The organism is Streptomyces sp. NPDC059917 (assembly GCF_042730635.1).
In the GTDB taxonomy this organism is placed as follows: Bacteria; Actinomycetota; Actinomycetes; order Streptomycetales; family Streptomycetaceae; genus Streptomyces.
Genome location: NZ_JBHWLC010000051.1, coordinates 1 through 16,774, shown reverse-complemented (window position 1 = coordinate 16,774; position 16,774 = coordinate 1). Strand labels below are relative to the sequence as shown.

Sequence of the window (16,774 nt, the reverse complement as noted above, 5' to 3'; positions counted from 1 at the left end):
GGGTGACACGTTTCATCTCAGGGGCGGCGCAGCAGCCCCGTGGCGAGCGGCCAGAAGCGTCCCGCGTCGATCCGGGTGACCACGGTGGCCTTGCGGGTGCCCACCGGGTTGCGCGGCGCCGCGAACTCGTCCAGCCGGTACCCGATCGACCGCCCGTAGTCCGGCCCGAAGGCCGCGTCCACGTCGACGTACCGTTCCTCGGCCGCGACCGCGAGCGAGGGGTCCAGCAGTACGGCCGCGGTCAGGGCGTCCCACACGTAGGTGAAGTGGGCCGGGTCCTTGGCGAACTCCGGCCCCTGGATGTCCTTGAACATCCGGGTCACGGGGGTGAGCGGGCCCGCGACGAGGGCCTCGTACTCCTTGCGCGTGTACCGCACGCCCACGGCCGCGTCGTCCGGCAGCACGGTCTGCTTCGCGAAGGGGGTCCGCACCGCGATCCGGGCCGCCTCCGGGTCGAACCACCAGTTGAACTCGGCCGCCGGGGTGATGTTCCCCGGCTTGTCGAAGGCCCCGCCCATGTAGATGACCTCTTTGAGCAGCGGCACGATGTCCGGGTGGCTGCGGGCGGCCAGCGCGAGGTTGGTGGCCGGCCCCGCCTCGATGAGGGTGATCTGGTGCGGGTACTTCCTGACCTGCTCCACGAGGAACTCGACCGCCGTGGCACGCACCGGCCGGGTGCGGGGGTAGCCGCCGTACGGGGCCTTGGCGAGCCGGTCGTAGGAGGGCGGGCGCGGGGATTCGAAGGCCCCCGTCCACGGAGCGGTCCCGTAGAGGGCGTTCTCGGCGGCGAGCCGCTCCTGACGGCCGGGCATCAGCGGCTCCCCCGCCCCGACGGCCACCGGCACCTCGGGACGGCCCGCGATCTCCAACTGCCGCAGGGCGTAGGCCGTGCCCTCCTCGACCCACGTGTTGCCGGAGACCACGGTGACGCCGACCAGGTCGATCCGGGGCGACTTCGCCAGCATGAACATCGTGACGGCGTCGTCGTTCAGCTCACCCATGTCGGCGTCGAGGATCACCTTGCGCGCACCGGGGAGGGGAGCGGAAACGGCGGCGGAGGCGGGGACGGGGGCGGCGACGACGGCGGAGACGGGCACGGGGGCGGCGGCAGAGACGGGCACGGCAGGGGTGGCCGGCACGACTGCCGCGACCAGGGACAACAGGGCCAACACGGGTAGGGGCAGGGCACTACTGCGCACGGGGACCTCCACGGAGCGGGGTGATGGGCCGCGCGAGTATCGGAAGCAATCCGGTCAACGGCAAGGGGTGGATCCCCCCGGGCGCGGAGACCTGCCCCATGTGCAGCACTACCCCAGGGGCTTGTCCAGGACGGCCTTGCGGTGGCTGAAGGTGTCCAGGGAGTAGCGGCCGTGGTAGTTGCCCATGCCGCTCTCCCCCACGCCGCCGAAGGGCAGGTCGGAGACGGTGAGGTGGGCGACCGGCAGGTTGAACGTCAGGCCGCCGGAGGAGGTCTCCCGGCTCAGGCGTTCGCGGGTGGTGTCGGACTCGGTGAAGGCGTACAGCGCCAGGGGCTTGTCACGGTCACCGATGAAGGCGATGGCCTCGTCGAGGTCGGCCACCTCGACCACGGGCAGGATCGGGCCGAAGATCTCCTCGCGCATGACCGGGGAATCGGGTGCCACCCCGGCCAGAACGGTCGGAGCGATGTAGCGATCGGCCCGGTCGTGCGTACCGCCGACGACGGTGCGCCCGGAGTCGAGCAGGCCGGTGAGGCGGTCGAAGTGGCGCTCGTTGATGATCCGGCCGTAGTCCGGGGCCGTCGCGGGGTCCTCGCCGTAGAGCCCGTGCAAGGCCTTCACGAGGGCCTGCTCCAACTCCGCGGCGGTGTCGGGATCGGTCAGCACGTAGTCGGGCGCGACGCAGGTCTGGCCCGCGTTCATGAACTTGGTGGCCGCCAGCCGGGCCGCGACGACGCCGATGTCTGTACCGCGGTCGACGAAGACCGGTGATTTGCCGCCGAGTTCGAGCGTGACGGGCGTGAGGTTCTCGGCGGCGGCCCGCATGACGATCCGGCCGACCTGGCCGTTGCCCGTGTAGAAGATGTGGTCGAACCGCTGGGCCAGCAGCTCGGTGGTTTCGGGCACCGCGCCCTCCACCACGGCCACGGCTTCGCGGTCGAGGTAGCGCGGCAGGAGGTCGGCGACCGCACGCGAGGTGGCGGGCGACAGTTCGCTGGGCTTGGCGACGACGCAGTTGCCCGCCGCCAGCGCGCCGACGACCGGAGCCAGCAGCAGCTGGAGGGGATAGTTCCAGGGGGCGATGACGAGGACCACACCGAGCGGGTCCTGCACGGTGTGCGCGGTCGCCGGGCTCAGCCGCTCCGGTACCGGCGCGGGCCGGGGACGCAGCCAGTCGGCCAGGTGGTCGAGGGTGTGGTCTATCTCGCGCACGGTGAAGTCGATCTCGGTGCGGTACGCCTCCTCCCGGCTCTTGCCCAGGTCGCTCCGCAGCGCGGCGGCCAGCTCCTCGCCCCGCTCGGTCAGCAGCGTCCGCAGCGCTTCGAGCTGGCTGGTGCGCCAGCTCAGCGGCTTCGTACGGCCGGTGGCGAAGGCGGTCCGAAGTCGTGCGACGACGTCTGCGGACTGTTCGGGTGTGCGGTCCGACATGCGCATCTCCTGGCAGGTCGCGCGGGATACGGTGTCGCCCGCGCAGTTCGGTGTACATAGCAACTAAAGCGTCGGGGATATTCCCGCACCGAGGTCCCGGCCGTCCCGGCGGGGCGGTCGCGGGACCTTTCCTCGGTCTCCTGCCCACCGCCACGGCCGGGCTCGTCGAACGCCGCCGCCGGGACCGGTGCCCGCCCCCGGGCGGACACGCGCGCATCCCGGGGACGAGGGGCCCGTGGTCCCGGCGACACTCCAGCCGCCGTCACCGGTCGACGGCTCCCTGCGGTGCTCAGCGGCGCCGACGACGGGTCGTCCAGGCGCCGCCGACGCCGGCCACGTGGAGCGCGAGCAGCATCAGACCGAGGATCATGAAATTGCCGGACGAGAAGACGTGGTTCGTCGAGATCTCCGCCGCGTTGATCAAGAAGCTGATGAAGAACAAGACGGCGGCCGCGATACCGAGCATCGCTACTCCTTCCAGAGGGTGACATCCGTATGCCCCGGCATCCCGGCCGCATGCAGGGCCGTCACCGCCGCAACTGCGCCCGGGCAGCGGTCGGCTCCCCTACGGGCGGAGGCGGTCCGTGAGGAACGCGAGGATCTCGTCGCGGGCCCGCGTCGTGGGGTGACCGCGCTCGTCCACGAGGTGGGCGGTGACGACGCTGTGCGGGGTGGTCACCAGGTCGGCGAAGAAGGGCGGCGGGGCCGGGTTCGCGGCAGCGTCGGGGAGGACGCGCCCGTCGAAGGCATCGCCCAACAGCGCCCGGTACGCGGCGAAGCGCTGCCCCGTGCACCAGCGGTCGCCCGCGAAGCGGTAGGCGAGGACGGTGAGTCCGTCGCGGTGGAGCCGGTCGCGTACGGCCCGCGCGTCCGCCGCGTCGAGTTCGAGCCCGCCGGGGTCGTCGAGGGGCAGCGACGGGTGGTTGACCACCGGGGCGATCACCGCGGGCTCCAAGGCCATGGTGAGGGCGAAGTTGCCGGTGAAGCACAGACCGATCGCACCCACTCCCGGCCCGCCGCACGCGGCGTGGGCCTGGCGCGCCAGGCCGCGCAGCCAGTGCGTCACCGGACTGGTGCCGCCCCCCGCGAAGGCGCGGAACTCCGCGCTGACGCAGGCCCGGCGGATGACCTCCCGGCCGCCTTCGACCGTGGGGAAGGCACCGTCCGTCCCGAACAGGGACGGCACGTGAACGGTGAACCCCGCCTCCCGCACCCAGCGCGCGAGCCGCAGCACATCGGGGCTGATCCCCGGCATCTCGGGCAGTACCACGACCGCGGGGCCCACCCCGGCCACGTACACCGTCTTCTCCACCCCCTCCACGGCCACGTCGCGGCGGATGAAGTCGGTGATCGGATCGTCGTCGCTCATGGGGCCAGCCTGGGCCCGGGACGGACGGTCGGGCGAGGGGCGAGATCGCCAGGGCCAGGGGTAATCTCGCCACAGGCGGAGGGGGAGATCGCCATGGCGTCGACGACCGGAGGCCGGGGGCGCCCACCAGCGGGCACCGGGCCGGGGGCGGGAGCGGGACCCGCGCCGCGAGCGCACGACCGCGCTGATACGGGTCCGGGTACCGGTACGGGTCCGGGTACGGGTCCCGGGGAGGGCGGCGCGCTGCGGATCGGGATCCTGGCGTACCCGGGCTGCTTCGCCTCCGAGGTGTTCGGCGTGCCCGACCTGTTGACGATGGCCGGGCACGTCGCCGGGCCGGACGCACCTGGTTACCGGGTCTCGGTCGTCTCCCCCCGCCGCCGGGTCACGGCGTCCGGTGGCGCGGGACTGGAGGTGCGCCCCTTGCGTGAGGTCGACGTCCTGGTGGTCCCGGGCTTCGAGCTGCACCCGGACACGGACCTCGACGCACGGCTCGCCGTGCTCGCGCCCGAGATCGCTGCGATCCGCGCGGCGGCCGCCGCCGGCACCGCCGTCGTCTCCCTGTGCGTCGGCGCGTTCCTCCTCGCCGAGGCGGGCCTGCTCGATCGGCGCACGGCCACCACTTCCTGGCTGTACGCCGCCGAACTGGCGCGGCGCTGCCCGGACGCCGACGTCCGGCCCGAGCACCTGGTCGTCACCGACGCGGGGGTGACCACCACAGCCGCCTTCAGCGCCATGTACGACTTCGCGTTGGACCTGATCCGCCGACACGACGGATCCCGGGTGGCCCGCGCCGTTGCCCGAGTGGCGCTCGTGGACGACGCCCGCACCTCCCAGACCCCGTACGTCGATGCCCGGCTCCTTCCCCGGTCGGGCCGGGACTTCTCCCACCGGGTCATGCGGCACCTCGACCAGAACCTCGCCGAGCGCTACGACCTCACCGCCCTCTCGGAGACGTTCCGCGTCAGCACCCGCACCCTGTTGCGCCGCTTCGCCGAGGAGACCGGCCACAGTCCCCTGGCCCATCTGCAGACCTCCCGGGTCCGCCGGGCCCGTCATCTCCTGGAGACCACCGACCGTACCGTCGCCGCCGTCGCAGCGGCTGTCGGCTACCGGGACCCCGGGACCTTCGCCGCCCTCTTCGGTCGCCACACGGGCCGGTCCCCGAGCGCCTACCGAGCCGCCTTTCGCCGGACGGGGCGGCCGGCCGACCCCGAAGTCCGGCAGGTCACGAGCCCGCCGGGTCGTCCGGCTCGCCCAGGATCCCGGTGACGCCGACCGGGGACGTGCCGTGGCGCCGCCCGCTCGGGGCGCCGGTCGCGGGGCGTGCTGCGGGCGCGCCCGGTCCCGGGGTCGTGGCAGGCCCATGACGTGGGAGGATGCGGGCAGGTCGGGCAGCGGCTCGGCCCGATGAAAGGTACGTCCACATGGCAGCAGGATTTTCGGACTGGAAAGTCAATCGGCAGTACGGGGAGAACGACCGCGTCTCCTACCAGGGGAAGCAGTACCGCTGTCTGGTGGCGAACAAGTCCAACTCCGCGACCAACCCGAAGACGGCCGTGAAGCTCTGGCAGCAGTACTCCGCGTAACCGGTGGCCGGACGCGGAAGTACCGGCTGGCCGCGGGTGACCGTCCGGGCCGACGACGGCCGCATCGAAGCGATCGAGCCCGGTGCTCTTCAGCAGATCGTGTGCCCGCCGATGACGGCGCCCACCTGCGCGGCGAGCCACACGGCGCGCTCCTCCTCGCCGACATGGACGAAGAGCGCGTGGTCTTCCGTCCGCGGGCCGTCGAAGTCGACGCCGTCGTGGTGCAGGCTCACCTGGAGGCGGGCGTACTTCCAGGTCCACTCCAGCCCGAGGTCCGGCACTTCCGGCCAGCGGATGGCATCCCAGTGGACCTCCACGCGGTCATGGACTCCGAGCGCGGCGCGAGCCGCGCTCGGTGCCCGTTCCGAACCGGAGAGCTCCAGGAAGATCAGGCAAGGACCGTAGGGAAGGGGCGAGTCTCCCGGTGTCGCCGCATCCTTCTTGTGCCCTTCGCCGACCTCGGCGTCGGGGACGGCCTCCAGCAGCCGCCTGACCTCTGCCCGGGTCGATACCTCGGCCCAGATCTCGGTGCCACCCCGTGAATCCGGCACCGACAGCGCCAGGAGCCGGTCGGCGAGCCAGAAGATCGCGTCGAGGTCGGTCGTCCTCAGCAGCGCGAACGCCGCAGTGTGTCCCATGGACACCAGTACATACCGCTCTTCGCCGTACCAGGACCACCGGTTAACCCCCGCTGCACCGCAAGGGAGTGGCGGCCGGTGTCCGCGATAAGGATTCGTCCGCGGGCGACGGTGTCCCTACCCTGAGCCGGAGCGGGAGTGCGCGTACTCCCGCAGGTTGCGGTGCCGTGGCAGAGCGGCCCATTGCGACCGCCGTGGGCGAGATCCCTCCCATGGCGACTGAGGGAGACGGGGCGGATCTGCTCCCATCTGTCCGCGGGTTCGAATCCCGTCGGCACCGGTACCGACCTGCACGTAGTGCTGCGCGCGGTCCTGCCGCGTCGCGCCGGTTCCCCAGAAGTTGAGCCGGAGCCCCTCGTTTTGAAGTCATCGGGGTTCTTGCCGGGCACGGACCTCGAAGGTCGAGCTGCCGCCGCATCCGCGGCCTTCCCGCCTTCGGGCGAAGCCCACAGTGAGGTGGTCGCACAGGCCGAGGACTGATCAAGCCGGAGGTTTCACCCAGGGAGCCAGACGCTCACCGGCTGCCAGATCCTGGCGCCAGTAACGGAAGACGGTTCCCTGGACGATGTCGAGCTGCCCGGCCGCGATCAGGCCGGAGACCGGACCCGGCCCGCCCGCATCGGCCTCGAAGGCAATCAGCACGGGAGGTGTCTCACCGACCTGCCGAGCGACGAGCCTGACCTCGTCAGGCATGGGCGCACGAAACACCGGATCCTGGAAGAAGGACGGACACGTAACGAGGACGGGGTCGCTGAACACCAGCTCCAGGCCGTGGGCATACGAGATGTCATGCCCGGCGCCCAGACGCAACCACCCAGGGGCCCAGTCGACGATGTCCCAGTCCCACCATGACCCTTCGGGAAGCTGGATCACGGCTTGGTGCCCACCCTGCACCGTTCCGTCAATCGGGAATCACCAGGCCAAGCTCACGAAGCTTCGGAAGACAGGCCTCCAGGCACGCCTCCAGAGAGACGGCGTCCGTCCGAACCAGGAGGTCATCCCGCAACGGAGCCCCGCTCGCGACGAACGTCCAGGGATTCGCCGCATCGCGCATGCGCTCGGCGTCGACCTTGAGCAACACCGTCACACCCTGCTCCGCCAACGACTCCATGACCCGCGCTACGTCCATCGCATCTCCACCCCATGCCGTAAAACGAACGGCCAGAAGGCTACACCGGGCTCTTGGGACCGCGGGTTGACCGCTTGGCACCGTGAGGCGCCCGCCGTCTCGCCGGCACCCGGCCGAGACAGACTGCCGTCGGCCGTCCCACACCGAGCGTTGGAACGGGTTCCTCGCGGAGCGGGCCACGAGCAGGGGTTGGAAGGAGGTCGTCTCCTGTGGCATTCGCCATCGAGGGGTGACGAATCCGGCCTCGGATGCGAGACCGGTCAGCCGGTCATGACCGAGAGCCCAGTAAGTGGTCCGGCGGACCCGGACGAGCCATTCACCGTCTGCGGGGAGGAGTTGGAGGTGCTCTACCGTGCCGGATTCCTTGGAGGCGCTGGTCGCCCGCGTGACGGGCGCGAACGTACGGGCAGGCGGACGCCAGTGCTTCGACAAGCGCTGCTGGTGACGGTGGGCGGTCCGCCCCAGCGGCCGTTTCGTGGGCTGCTGGGGCGGTGGCGCCGGGTGCTCGCTGGTCGGCGGTCGCACCGCTGTTCACCCTCTCGAAGGTGCCGCCCCCCGTGACGGCCCTTCGGGTCGGTGGTCGGAGATCAGCAGTTGGGGATGGTGTTGCCCCAGTCGTCCTTGGCCTCGTCGTTGCCCCACTTGGTGAGGTAGTAGGCCGAGACGTAGGCCGGGCCGCCGCCCCAGAGGTTGGTGTCGAGGTCCGTCTTCAGCCACCAGTGGTTGTAGTTGCCCGAGGAGTCGCGCACCTCGTCGCCCCACCGCTTGCAGTAGACGTAGTTCTGGGCGCCGTAGAGGTAGCCGCGGAGCTTGCAGCGGGTGGCCCAGCCGTTGGTGAGGCAGTCCGTGTAGTTGTAGCCGTTGGCGGTGCCGAAGGTCGTGGTCGTGTACGTGGATTGGACGGCGGCCTGCGCCTGGACGGGCGCCACCAGGGCCGGGGCGGCGAAGGCGGTGAGGAGGGCGGGGAGGCCGAGGACGACCGAGTTGCGGCGGATCCATGAGCGTTCGCGGGCCATGAGGGCTCCTTCGTCTGCTGGCTGGGAGCGGCCTGGACAGCCGCTGCGACACCCTGTCTAATCGCCCCAGAGTTTGTCCGGCAGGCGGCTGGGCGCCGGACAAACAACCGTGGTCAACAGGGGGTGGGGCGTGGGCCGTCCGGAGAAGCCGCTCGACCCGGACGGCGGCCGGACAGCACTGCTGGCGGCCGGGCTGCGCGAGCTGCGGGACGGGGCCGGGCGTCCCGGCTACCGGGTGATGGCCCAGCGCGTCCACTACTCCGCCAGCACGCTCGCCGAGGCCGCCAAGGGCATACGGCTGCCCTCGCTGGAGGTCACGCTGGCCTATGCGCAGGCCTGCGGGGGCGATGAAGCGGAGTGGCGGACGCGGTGGGAGGCAGCGGCCGACGCCGGCGGGGAGTCGGTGCGCGAGAGCGCGGCGCAGCCGTGCCCGTACCAGGGTCTGGCGACCTTCCAGCCCGAGGACGCCCTCTGGTTCTTCGGCCGTTCGCAGATGTCCGAGCGGCTGCGCGAGAGGGTCGAACGACTGCCCCTGGTCGGCCTGTTCGGGGCTTCCGGCAGTGGCAAGTCCTCGCTGCTGCGGGCCGGGCTGCTCGGTGCGGTGGAAGCCGGTGGGGACACCGCGAGCCGCTGGCGGACCGTCCTGATGACCCCGACGGCGCACCCGCTCGAGGAGTTGTCCGACCGGCTGGCGAAGTTGTCCGACGGTGATGCCGACAAGCTGTACGAGGACCTGACGGCCGATCCGGCCGCCCTGGACATCGCCGTGCGCGGCGCGCTGGCGGCGGGCCCCGAGGAGACGCGGCTGCTGCTGGTGGTCGACCAGTTCGAGGAGCTGTTCACCCTCTGCGCCGACGAAACGGAGGCCTTCCGCTTCATCGACGCCCTGTTGGACGCGACGCACGGGCCGGGCCGACGCACCACCGTCGTCCTCGGGGTACGGGCCGACTTCCTGGGCCGCGTCACCCGGCACCCCGGGCTGACCGAGGCGCTGCGCGACGAGGCCCAGCTCCTGCTGGGGCCGCCCTCGCAGGCCGAGCTGCGCGAGATCGTGGTGCGACCGGCCGCTCGGGCCGGCATGCGGTTGGACCCGGAGCTCGCGGCGGTGGTCCTGGCGGACGCGGCCGAGCAGCCGGGCTCCCTGCCGCTCCTTTCGCACGCGCTGCTGGAGACCTGGCACCAGCGCACCGGTGAGGAGCTCACGGCGGCCACCTACCGGGCCTGCGGCGGTGTGCGCGGAGCCCTGGCGCAGACGGCCGAAGGGGCCTACCAGCGGCTCGGACCGCAGCAGGACCTGGCCCGGCGGATCTTCCTCCGGCTGGCCGCCCTGGGCGAAGGCACCGAGGACACCCGCCGCCCGATCACCCGGGACGAACTGTCCGGCCTGGCCGATGACGAGGATCTCGCGGAGGTACTGGAGGCGCTGGCCGGGGCCCGGCTGATCGTGCTGGACCGGGAGGTCGTCCAGCTGGCCCACGAGGCCCTGATCCGGGCCTGGCCCCGGCTGCACCGCTGGCTGACCGACGACCGCGCGAGCCTGCTGGTGCACCGGCGGCTGACCGATGCCGCCCAGCACTGGCGGGCACTGGGCCGGGACCCCGGTGCGCTCTACCGGGGCATCCAGTTGCAGACCGCGCGGGCCTGGGCGGCGGAGCACCCGGGCGAGGCGAACCAGTGGGAGGCGGACTTCCTGGCGGCGGGCGCGGGGCTGGCGGCGGCCGAAGAGGCGGCGGTCCGCCGACGGACCCGCCTGTTGCAGCGGCTGGTCGCCTGCACGGCGGTGCTGCTGGTACTGGCGCTGCTCACCGGTGGGATCGCGCTCAGCCAGCGCCAGGACGCCCAGCGGCGCCAGACGGCCGCCCTGGCCGGGGAGTTGGCCTTGAAGTCCCGCTCGCTGTTGGGGAGCGACCCGGCCCTCGCGGGGCTTCTGGCGGTGACGGCCGCCCGGATGCACCCGGACGCCGACACCCGGGGCGCCGTGCTGAGCGCGGCCGCCGCGCCGCGCCGTACCGAGTTCGGCACTCCGGGCGTGCCCGTGTACACCGTGGCCTTCAACCCCGACCGCACGCTGCTCGCCTCGGGGGGCTCCGGATCCGTGACCCTCTGGAACCCGGCGACCGGTGCCGCGGTGGCCGAGTTCGCCGGTGATCAGGGCCTGGTGCAGCACGTGCAGTTCAGCGGGGACGGGCGGCTGCTGGCCTCGTCGAGGACCGACGGCGCGTCCGGCTCGGTGATCGTCTGGGACGTGGCCCAGCGGCGCCAGGTCAACCGGCTGGTGGAGGACGGCGGGGGCCGGGGCATGGCGTTCAGCGCGGACGGGCGCCTGGTGGCGGTCGGGGCGGCGGGCGGCTCCATCGCGTTGCACGACCTCTCCAGCGGCGCCCGGACGGTCCTGGCGGCCGGACCCGCCCAGGTCACCTCGCTGGCCTTCAGCCCGGACGGGGGCCTGCTGGTGTCCGCCTCCGGCGCCGACGGACCGCTGGTGTGGGAGGTCGCGACCGGCCGACGGATCGCCCAACTGGACGCCGCCCGTTCCGATTCGGTGTCCTTCGGCGCGAGCGGGCGGATCCTGGCGGCCTCGGCCGACGACCACGGCCTGAGCCTGTGGGACCTGAGCGGCCCGACCCCGGCGGCGATCGCGCCACCGGCGCTCAAGGCCTCGTACGCCTGGACGCCCTCCGCACCGGCCGGGGAGCGGATCGCGGTGGCCGACGAGGCGGGAACGGTGCGCCTCTGGGACTTCCGGCGGGGGGTGGCGCTCGGCTCGTACCCGGACCGTGGGCGCAGCGAGACGGTGTCGGTGGCGCTCAGCCGGGACGGCGGCATGCTCGCCTCGGCCGGTTACAACGGCTCCATCGTGGTGCACGACCTGGCGGCCGAGCCGTTCGGCGGCTTCAGCGCGAAGGTGACCGATGTCCGGGTCAGCCCCGACGGCGCCACGGTCGCGACGGCCGGAAGCGACGGCGCCGTGCGGCTCTGGGACCGTGTCGGCAAGCCGATCGCCGTGCTGGACGGCCATCAGGACGAGGTGACCGCGGTCGCCTTCAACCCGGACGGCCGCCTCCTGGCCGCGGTGAGCCGGAACCGCATGGTCACCCTCTGGGACACCGCGCAGCACCGCAGGTTGGGCGAGCCGCTGGGCCCGTTCGGCTTCGGCTCCGCGACCGGCATCGCCTTCGCGCCCGGAGGCAGGCTGCTGGTGGTGGCGGCACTCGGCCTGTTCGCCTGGGACGTCAGCGCTCCGGCCGCGCCGGTGGACGTCACCGCGCGCTATGCCTCGCGGCTGGCCACCGCGGTGGCCTTCCTCCCCTCGGGGGACCATCTGCTGGGCGTCGGGCCGTCGGGCAAGCTGATGCGTTGGGACGCGGCCTCGGGGGCGCTGCTGAGCCGCGACGACACCGGCCAGGGCGCGGTGCAGGCCCTGGCGCTGAGCCCGGACGGCAGCGTGCTGGCCACTTCCGGCGACGGCCGCACGGTGGCGCTGCGCGACGGCCGGACCGGTCGCCGGACCGCGCTGTTGACGGGGCACAGTGCGGCCGTGCAGACGCTCGCGTTCAGCCGGGACGGGCAGCGGCTCGCCTCGGCCGGTGACGACGGCACGGTGATCGTGTGGGACGTGGCGACGCGGAGCAGGCTGGCCACGCTCACCGGTCACACGGCGCGGATCAGGGCGCTGGCCTTCACCGTCGACGGCGCGCTGCTCTCCGGCGCCGAGGACGGCCGCGTGGTCCGCTGGCCGCTCGACCCCGGCCCCGCCGCTGCCGCCGTCTGTCGGGCGGCGGGGCGGAGCCTCACCCGGGAGCAGTGGTCTGACCACCTGCCCTCGGTGCCGTACCGGTCCTCGTGCCCGTAGCGCCGGGGCGGCCGGACCGGTCGGTACCGCGCCCCCGCCGGTGTTCGCGACGGCGTCCCGGGTGGTGAAGCCCTCCCCCACCGACCTCCCGATCCGAGCGTCGGGCGGGCGGCGGGTGCGGGGCGTGGGTCAGGTCGCGGGGCGGTCGGGGCCGAAGAGCCGGCCGGTGGGGCCGTCGGCGCCGAGCGTGGCGGCCCGGACGATGTCGCGGGCGCTGTCGGCGGCCGCCCGGTCGCCGACGTCGTCCCCGCGCTCGGGGTGGGTGGCGGTGTTGCCGGGGTCGACGGCGTTCACCAGGATCGAGGTCCCGGAAAGGGCCCGCGCGAGGACTCCGGTCAGGGCGTTGAGGGTGTATTTGGCCATCGAGTACGCCGGGGAGCGCAGGGGTGCGCCGAGGTCGAGGCCGGTGGCGATCTGCTGGGCCGACAGGCTGGAGACGTTGACGATCCGCGCCGCGGGCGCGGCCTTCAACAGCGGCAGCAGCGCCTGGGTCAGCGCCCACGGGCCGATCACGGAGACCTCCATCGCCATGCGTACGGCGTCCATGTCGGCGTCCAGGGCGTCGAGGACCTGGAAGTCGGGCATGGCGCTCGCGTTGTTGACCAGGACGTCCAGGTGTCCGAAGGTCTCGGCGAGCTGCCCGGCCGCCTCGTCCATGCTCGCGCGGTCGGACAGGTCCAGGCGCAGGGCCGTGGCCGCGTGGCCGTCCTGGCGCAGCCGGGCGGCCAGCGGTTCGGCCGCGCTCCGGTCGCGGGCGGTGAGGATCACGTGGTGGCCGTGAGCGGCCAGTTCGCGGGCGACGGCGAATCCGAGTCCGGCCGCACGGCTGGTCCCGGTGATCAGGGCTGTCCTGGTGGCCATGGTGTGCACCTCTCGGTTGGTTCAGGAAGGGAAGGTGTCGGGGCGGCGTGGTGTCGGGGAGGCGCGGTGGCCCTGCCCGGCTACCCGATGGCCAGCGCTCACGGTCGGCGCGAGGCGCCCGTGTGCGAGGTGGCGTCCGCGGGCCGGTTCGCGGACGGCACGCCGGTGGTGGAGGCGGCGCCGAACCAGCGGGCCGCGGCCCGCTCGAAGTCCTCCCGATCGGGCTGCCGGTCCCCCGCCCAGGCGACCACGCCGTCCGGCCGCACCAGCACGGCACCCACCCCGAGGTCGTTCTCCGCGGCCCCGGCGAAGTACCGGAGTCGGCCCGCCCAACCCGCCGCCGGAGCCCGCAGGGTTCGGCCGGCGCCGAAGTCGAGCAGCAGCCCCCGCCCGTCCGTCATGAGGCCGCCGAGCCGGGTCCCGTCCGCCATGACGTAGTCCGGGGCGCTGAGGCCGACCAGCGGGTGCTCGCTGCCGAGGTCGTAGCGGATCCACGCCCCCGACAGCTTCTCGTAGACGTAGGTCGCTCCTTCGCGGGTGGCGATGAGATCGCGCACCACTGACTGGATGGCCTGGGCGTACGCGTCCGGCCGCATGATCGCCACCTGGGCGCGCGTCCAGTCCAGGACCGCGGCGCCGATCGGATGGCGTTCCTCGGCGTAGGTGTCGAGGAGTGCGTCCGGCGCGTACCCGTGCACGGTGGCGGCGAGCTTCCACCCCAGGTTCACGGCGTCGCCGATGCCGGTGTTCAGGCCCTGGCCGCCGAGGGGCGAGTGGATGTGGGCGGCGTCCCCCGCGAGCAGGACGCGCCCCCGCCGATAGGTCGTCGCCTGCATCGCCCGGTCGGTGAAGGAGGAGGCGATGTGGACCTCGGCGATGGTCACGTCGCTGCCGGACACCCGGCGCAGCACGTCTTGGAGGTGTTCGTGGGTCGGCGGCAGCGAGCGGTCGAAGGCACCGCCGTCGAAGTCCAGCATGGCGATGTGTCCGTTGGTGCCCATCCGCAGGTACATGCCCGTCGGCGTCAGGTTGAACCCGTGGCCCAGCTGCTCCGGATCGGCGAGGGTGGCGCGCATCGTGTATCCGGTGAGCAGCGGCTCGGTGCCGACGAACTCGAAGCCCGTGAGACTGCGCACCGCGCTGCGTCCACCGTCGCAGCCGACGAGCCAGCGTGCCTCGTACGCGTCCTCGTCGGCGCGGACGACCACGCTCTCCCGGTCCTGGAGGACGGCCGAGGCCGTGACGCCCCGCTTGATCACCACCCCCAGTTTCGTCGCCCGCTCGGACAACACCGTCTCGACCGCTTCGAGGTGCGTCTGCACGGATTCCTCCGCCGGGCCGGACAACCGGAAGGGCAGGGCGGTGAGGTCGATCAGGGACCCGTCGAGGATCATCCCCGCGAAATGGCCGCCGATCCGGGGCCCGGACGACGGCGCGGACGCCGCGCCCGCTCCGGCGAGCGGGGCCCACATCTCCTGGACGCCCGACGCCGCCAGCAGCGGCTCCAACAGGCCGCGCCGGTAGAACGCCTCGACGGACGCGGTGGACAGGCCCCGCATCCCGAGCGGGGCCGCCCGTAACGGGGAGCCGGGCTCCGGCTCCCGTTCGAGCACCAGTACCGAGCAACCCGCGAGGCCGAGTTCACAGGCCAGGGTCAGACCGACCGGGCCCGCTCCTACGATGACTACGTCGTGCACGAGAGATCCCCTCATCGAACGCCGCGGCGGACGAATCGTCCGGCAGCTCCTCCTCACAAGGTGTCAGCCCGCGCCGACAGAACACCGACAGACCTGACAAACCGCCGACACCGCCCGCCCCATTTGTCCTGGACCGGCCCCACCGGTGGCCGGGCCGCGGCGGGTGGCACCGCGTCGGTAGGCTGCGCGGCATGATCAACTCACATGCGGGCTCGGACGACGTCGCGGTCGCGATAGCCGGTGCGCGGGCCGGTGCGGACGTCGTGCGCAGGATGTACGGTCAGCGGCTCGGCCGCATCGACAAAGGGGACGGGGACTTCGCCACCGCCGCCGACGTGGCGGCGGAGCGGGCGATCCTCGACGTCATCCGCGCCGCACGCCCCGGTGACGCGGTGCTCGGCGAGGAAGGCGGGCAGCACGGCGCGCCCGACAGCGCGCGGCAATGGTGGGTGGATCCCCTGTGCGGGACGCTCAACTACGCCGCGGGCACCATGGTGGTGGCCGTCAACGTGGCGCTGCGCGAGGGGGCGGCGGCCGTGGCGGATCCCTTCGGCGGCGAGGTCTTCTTCACCGACGGGGAGAGCGCCGGGGTGCGCCGCGACGGGGCCGACGACGCGCCGTTGACCCCCTCGTCCGCCACCCGGCTGGTGGACGTCAACCTGGATCCGCCGTTCCCGAGTTCGCCCGGGTTCCGTGCCGTGGACCTGCTGGCCCACCCCCGGTTCGCGGAGCACTTCCGGCCCAGGGTGGTGTCGACGACCCTGGCGCTGGCCTGGGTCGCCGCCGGCAAGCGGGCCGCGTACGTCACCGATGGCGGCGACCTCTCGCGGAGCGTGCACTTCGCGGCCGGGATCGCGCTGTGCCGGGCCGCTGGTTGCGTGGTCAGCGGGATCGACGGCGCCCCGCTCGGTCCCGCGGGGCGTGGGCTCCTCGTGGCGGCCGACGCCGAGACCCACGGGTCGCTCCTGTCGATGGTGCGCGAGCGGACGTAGTCGGCAACCGCCTCACAGCTGGGGGACGTACGGGGCGAGCCCGACGATGAGGACGGAGCGTTCCCCCGGGCCGGGCCCCGTGCCCGCGCGGACCGGGGCGACGTAGTGGCTGACCCGGTGGTCGTGGACGGCGTAGCCCTCCAGGGGCTCGGTGAGGGTGAAGCCGGTGTGGACGTGGGCCGCAGGGTCATCGGGCCGCAGACCGGCGCTGTCCGGCGTGGCGATGACGTTGTGCCCGCCGCTCACGTTCGTCCGGCTGATCAGGTGGGCGAAGGTGAACGTCCCGGTCGAACCGCCGTCCTGGTGCAGGCAGTCCGGGGTGGAGACGGCCACCTGGTCGCGGTCCTCGACGGCGAGCTTGATCAGGTGCACACCGACCCACAGCGGGCGCCTCCCCAGGTCCGGCCGTACGCGCACGGCCTGCTCGACGTCCCACCGCAGCAGTCGGGGCAGCAGCGCGTCGTCGCGCAGGGCCGCGGGAACCTCGGGGAGGGCGCGCCGCCCCCGCCGGTGCCGCGGGTCGTCCGCGCCGTGGGAGAACTCCGTGACCGTGCCGTGGACGGGATCGGGGGTCCCCGGGATCCAGGACAGCTCATCCCGCCACGGCAGGTACACGGCGTGGGAGTAGCGGCGGAAGCGGTGCGTTCCGGGTGCGTGCGGGTCGGGCGGCAGGCTCGCGCACACCTCTTGGAGCCGGGCCAGACCGGCCGCGTCCGAGGCCAGGACGGCGGCGAGGCGCTCCGCTTCGTAGTGTGCGAACCCGCGCTCGCGCAGGTCGTCCGCGCCACCGGCCGGGCGCGGCGCCTCGAGGGGCGGGCGCCGCTGGGGTTCGGCCATGTCCACGCGCTTCTCCAACAGGTCGGGGCGGGTCGGCTCCGGGAGCGGAGCGTGAGGGGAACAGGATCACACGGCCGGTGGTGCGGCCGTCCGACGCCGGTGCCCGCCGAGGCCGCCGCCCTCGCCGTCGCGCCCGACGGGAGCCGGTTGCCCGACGCCCGAGGTG

15 protein-coding genes and 1 tRNA gene are annotated in these 16,774 nt (G+C 73.1%); 5 read left to right on the top strand and 11 right to left on the bottom strand.

Annotated elements, in window-relative coordinates; all coding sequences use genetic code 11:
• Window positions 1–17 precede the first annotated feature (17 nt).
• The 4 genes from ACFWAR_RS26290 to ACFWAR_RS26275 form a co-directional block, all read right to left on the bottom strand.
• Complete coding sequence (locus tag ACFWAR_RS26290) at window positions 18–1,199, bottom strand: nucleoside hydrolase (RefSeq protein ID WP_385781800.1); 1,182 nt, start codon at window positions 1,197–1,199, stop codon at window positions 18–20.
• Between the two features lie 108 nt (window positions 1,200–1,307).
• Entirely contained in the window at window positions 1,308–2,627 is a 1,320-nt protein-coding gene (locus ACFWAR_RS26285) for an aldehyde dehydrogenase family protein (protein WP_385781797.1), read from the bottom strand.
• Window positions 2,628–2,916: 289 nt separating this feature from the next.
• The gene (locus ACFWAR_RS26280) at window positions 2,917–3,093 is read right to left on the bottom strand and encodes a hypothetical protein (protein ID WP_385781795.1); all 177 of its coding nucleotides are present in this window, start codon (window positions 3,091–3,093) and stop codon (window positions 2,917–2,919) included.
• Window positions 3,094–3,192: 99 nt separating this feature from the next.
• Window positions 3,193–3,996 carry a dienelactone hydrolase family protein gene (locus ACFWAR_RS26275; protein WP_385781792.1) on the bottom strand — a complete coding sequence of 268 codons (804 nt, stop codon included), beginning with the start codon at window positions 3,994–3,996 and terminating at the stop codon, window positions 3,193–3,195.
• Between the two features lie 297 nt (window positions 3,997–4,293).
• On the opposite strand from ACFWAR_RS26275, the gene ACFWAR_RS26270 reads away from it, so the two are divergent.
• Together ACFWAR_RS26270 and ACFWAR_RS26265 are read left to right on the top strand one after the other, a co-directional pair.
• Complete coding sequence (locus ACFWAR_RS26270; protein ID WP_385781789.1) at window positions 4,294–5,268, top strand: GlxA family transcriptional regulator; 975 nt, start codon at window positions 4,294–4,296, stop codon at window positions 5,266–5,268.
• Window positions 5,269–5,423: 155 nt separating this feature from the next.
• On the top strand, window positions 5,424–5,585 hold the full coding sequence (locus ACFWAR_RS26265) for a carbohydrate-binding protein (protein ID WP_385781786.1): 162 nt from the start codon (window positions 5,424–5,426) through the stop codon (window positions 5,583–5,585).
• 89 nt (window positions 5,586–5,674) lie between these two features.
• On the opposite strand, the gene ACFWAR_RS26260 is transcribed toward ACFWAR_RS26265, so the two are convergent.
• Complete coding sequence (locus tag ACFWAR_RS26260) at window positions 5,675–6,223, bottom strand: hypothetical protein (protein WP_385781783.1); 549 nt, start codon at window positions 6,221–6,223, stop codon at window positions 5,675–5,677.
• A gap of 161 nt (window positions 6,224–6,384) precedes the next feature.
• Here ACFWAR_RS26260 and ACFWAR_RS26255 point away from each other — a divergent pair.
• Window positions 6,385–6,503 (top strand) — tRNA-Gly (locus ACFWAR_RS26255).
• Between the two features lie 200 nt (window positions 6,504–6,703).
• Here ACFWAR_RS26255 and ACFWAR_RS26250 read toward each other — a convergent pair.
• From ACFWAR_RS26250 to ACFWAR_RS26240, 3 genes are all read right to left on the bottom strand, one after another.
• Window positions 6,704–7,096: a hypothetical protein gene (locus ACFWAR_RS26250; RefSeq protein ID WP_385781780.1), complete on the bottom strand. Its 393-nt coding sequence runs from the start codon at window positions 7,094–7,096 to the stop codon at window positions 6,704–6,706.
• A 28-nt stretch (window positions 7,097–7,124) separates the two neighbouring features.
• Window positions 7,125–7,352, bottom strand: coding sequence for a hypothetical protein (locus tag ACFWAR_RS26245; protein ID WP_385781777.1), 228 nt, complete (start codon window positions 7,350–7,352; stop codon window positions 7,125–7,127).
• Window positions 7,353–7,939: 587 nt separating this feature from the next.
• Window positions 7,940–8,368, bottom strand: a complete 429-nt coding sequence (locus ACFWAR_RS26240) for a hypothetical protein (RefSeq protein ID WP_385781774.1) — start codon at window positions 8,366–8,368, stop codon at window positions 7,940–7,942.
• 130 nt (window positions 8,369–8,498) lie between these two features.
• Between ACFWAR_RS26240 and ACFWAR_RS26235 the strand changes: the two genes are divergently transcribed.
• Window positions 8,499–12,221 carry a WD40 repeat domain-containing protein gene (locus tag ACFWAR_RS26235; RefSeq protein ID WP_385781771.1) on the top strand — a complete coding sequence of 1,241 codons (3,723 nt, stop codon included), beginning with the start codon at window positions 8,499–8,501 and terminating at the stop codon, window positions 12,219–12,221.
• Window positions 12,222–12,350: 129 nt separating this feature from the next.
• Here ACFWAR_RS26235 and ACFWAR_RS26230 read toward each other — a convergent pair whose 3' ends face one another.
• Both ACFWAR_RS26230 and ACFWAR_RS26225 read right to left on the bottom strand, forming a co-directional pair.
• Window positions 12,351–13,082, bottom strand: coding sequence for an SDR family NAD(P)-dependent oxidoreductase (locus ACFWAR_RS26230; protein ID WP_385781768.1), 732 nt, complete (start codon window positions 13,080–13,082; stop codon window positions 12,351–12,353).
• 98 nt (window positions 13,083–13,180) lie between these two features.
• Window positions 13,181–14,779 carry an FAD-dependent oxidoreductase gene (locus ACFWAR_RS26225; protein WP_385781765.1) on the bottom strand — a complete coding sequence of 533 codons (1,599 nt, stop codon included), beginning with the start codon at window positions 14,777–14,779 and terminating at the stop codon, window positions 13,181–13,183.
• A gap of 191 nt (window positions 14,780–14,970) precedes the next feature.
• On the opposite strand from ACFWAR_RS26225, the gene ACFWAR_RS26220 reads away from it, so the two are divergent.
• Window positions 14,971–15,771, top strand: coding sequence for an inositol monophosphatase family protein (locus tag ACFWAR_RS26220; RefSeq protein ID WP_385781762.1), 801 nt, complete (start codon window positions 14,971–14,973; stop codon window positions 15,769–15,771).
• Window positions 15,772–15,783: 12 nt separating this feature from the next.
• Here ACFWAR_RS26220 and ACFWAR_RS26215 read toward each other — a convergent pair whose 3' ends face one another.
• Window positions 15,784–16,608, bottom strand: coding sequence for a 2OG-Fe dioxygenase family protein (locus ACFWAR_RS26215; protein WP_385781760.1), 825 nt, complete (start codon window positions 16,606–16,608; stop codon window positions 15,784–15,786).
• Window positions 16,609–16,774: the final 166 nt, after the last annotated feature.

Coding starts and splice junctions, on each gene's coding strand:
- ACFWAR_RS26285 (WP_385781797.1), bottom strand. CDS start 2,627: ATGTCGGACCGCACACCCGAACAGTCCGCAGACGTCGTCGCACGACTT.
- ACFWAR_RS26280 (WP_385781795.1), bottom strand. CDS start 3,093: ATGCTCGGTATCGCGGCCGCCGTCTTGTTCTTCATCAGCTTCTTGATC.
- ACFWAR_RS26275 (WP_385781792.1), bottom strand. CDS start 3,996: ATGAGCGACGACGATCCGATCACCGACTTCATCCGCCGCGACGTGGCC.
- ACFWAR_RS26265 (WP_385781786.1), top strand. CDS start 5,424: ATGGCAGCAGGATTTTCGGACTGGAAAGTCAATCGGCAGTACGGGGAG.
- ACFWAR_RS26260 (WP_385781783.1), bottom strand. CDS start 6,223: ATGGGACACACTGCGGCGTTCGCGCTGCTGAGGACGACCGACCTCGAC.
- ACFWAR_RS26245 (WP_385781777.1), bottom strand. CDS start 7,352: ATGGACGTAGCGCGGGTCATGGAGTCGTTGGCGGAGCAGGGTGTGACG.
- ACFWAR_RS26240 (WP_385781774.1), bottom strand. CDS start 8,368: ATGGCCCGCGAACGCTCATGGATCCGCCGCAACTCGGTCGTCCTCGGC.
- ACFWAR_RS26230 (WP_385781768.1), bottom strand. CDS start 13,082: ATGGCCACCAGGACAGCCCTGATCACCGGGACCAGCCGTGCGGCCGGA.
- ACFWAR_RS26220 (WP_385781762.1), top strand. CDS start 14,971: ATGATCAACTCACATGCGGGCTCGGACGACGTCGCGGTCGCGATAGCC.
- ACFWAR_RS26215 (WP_385781760.1), bottom strand. CDS start 16,608: ATGGCCGAACCCCAGCGGCGCCCGCCCCTCGAGGCGCCGCGCCCGGCC.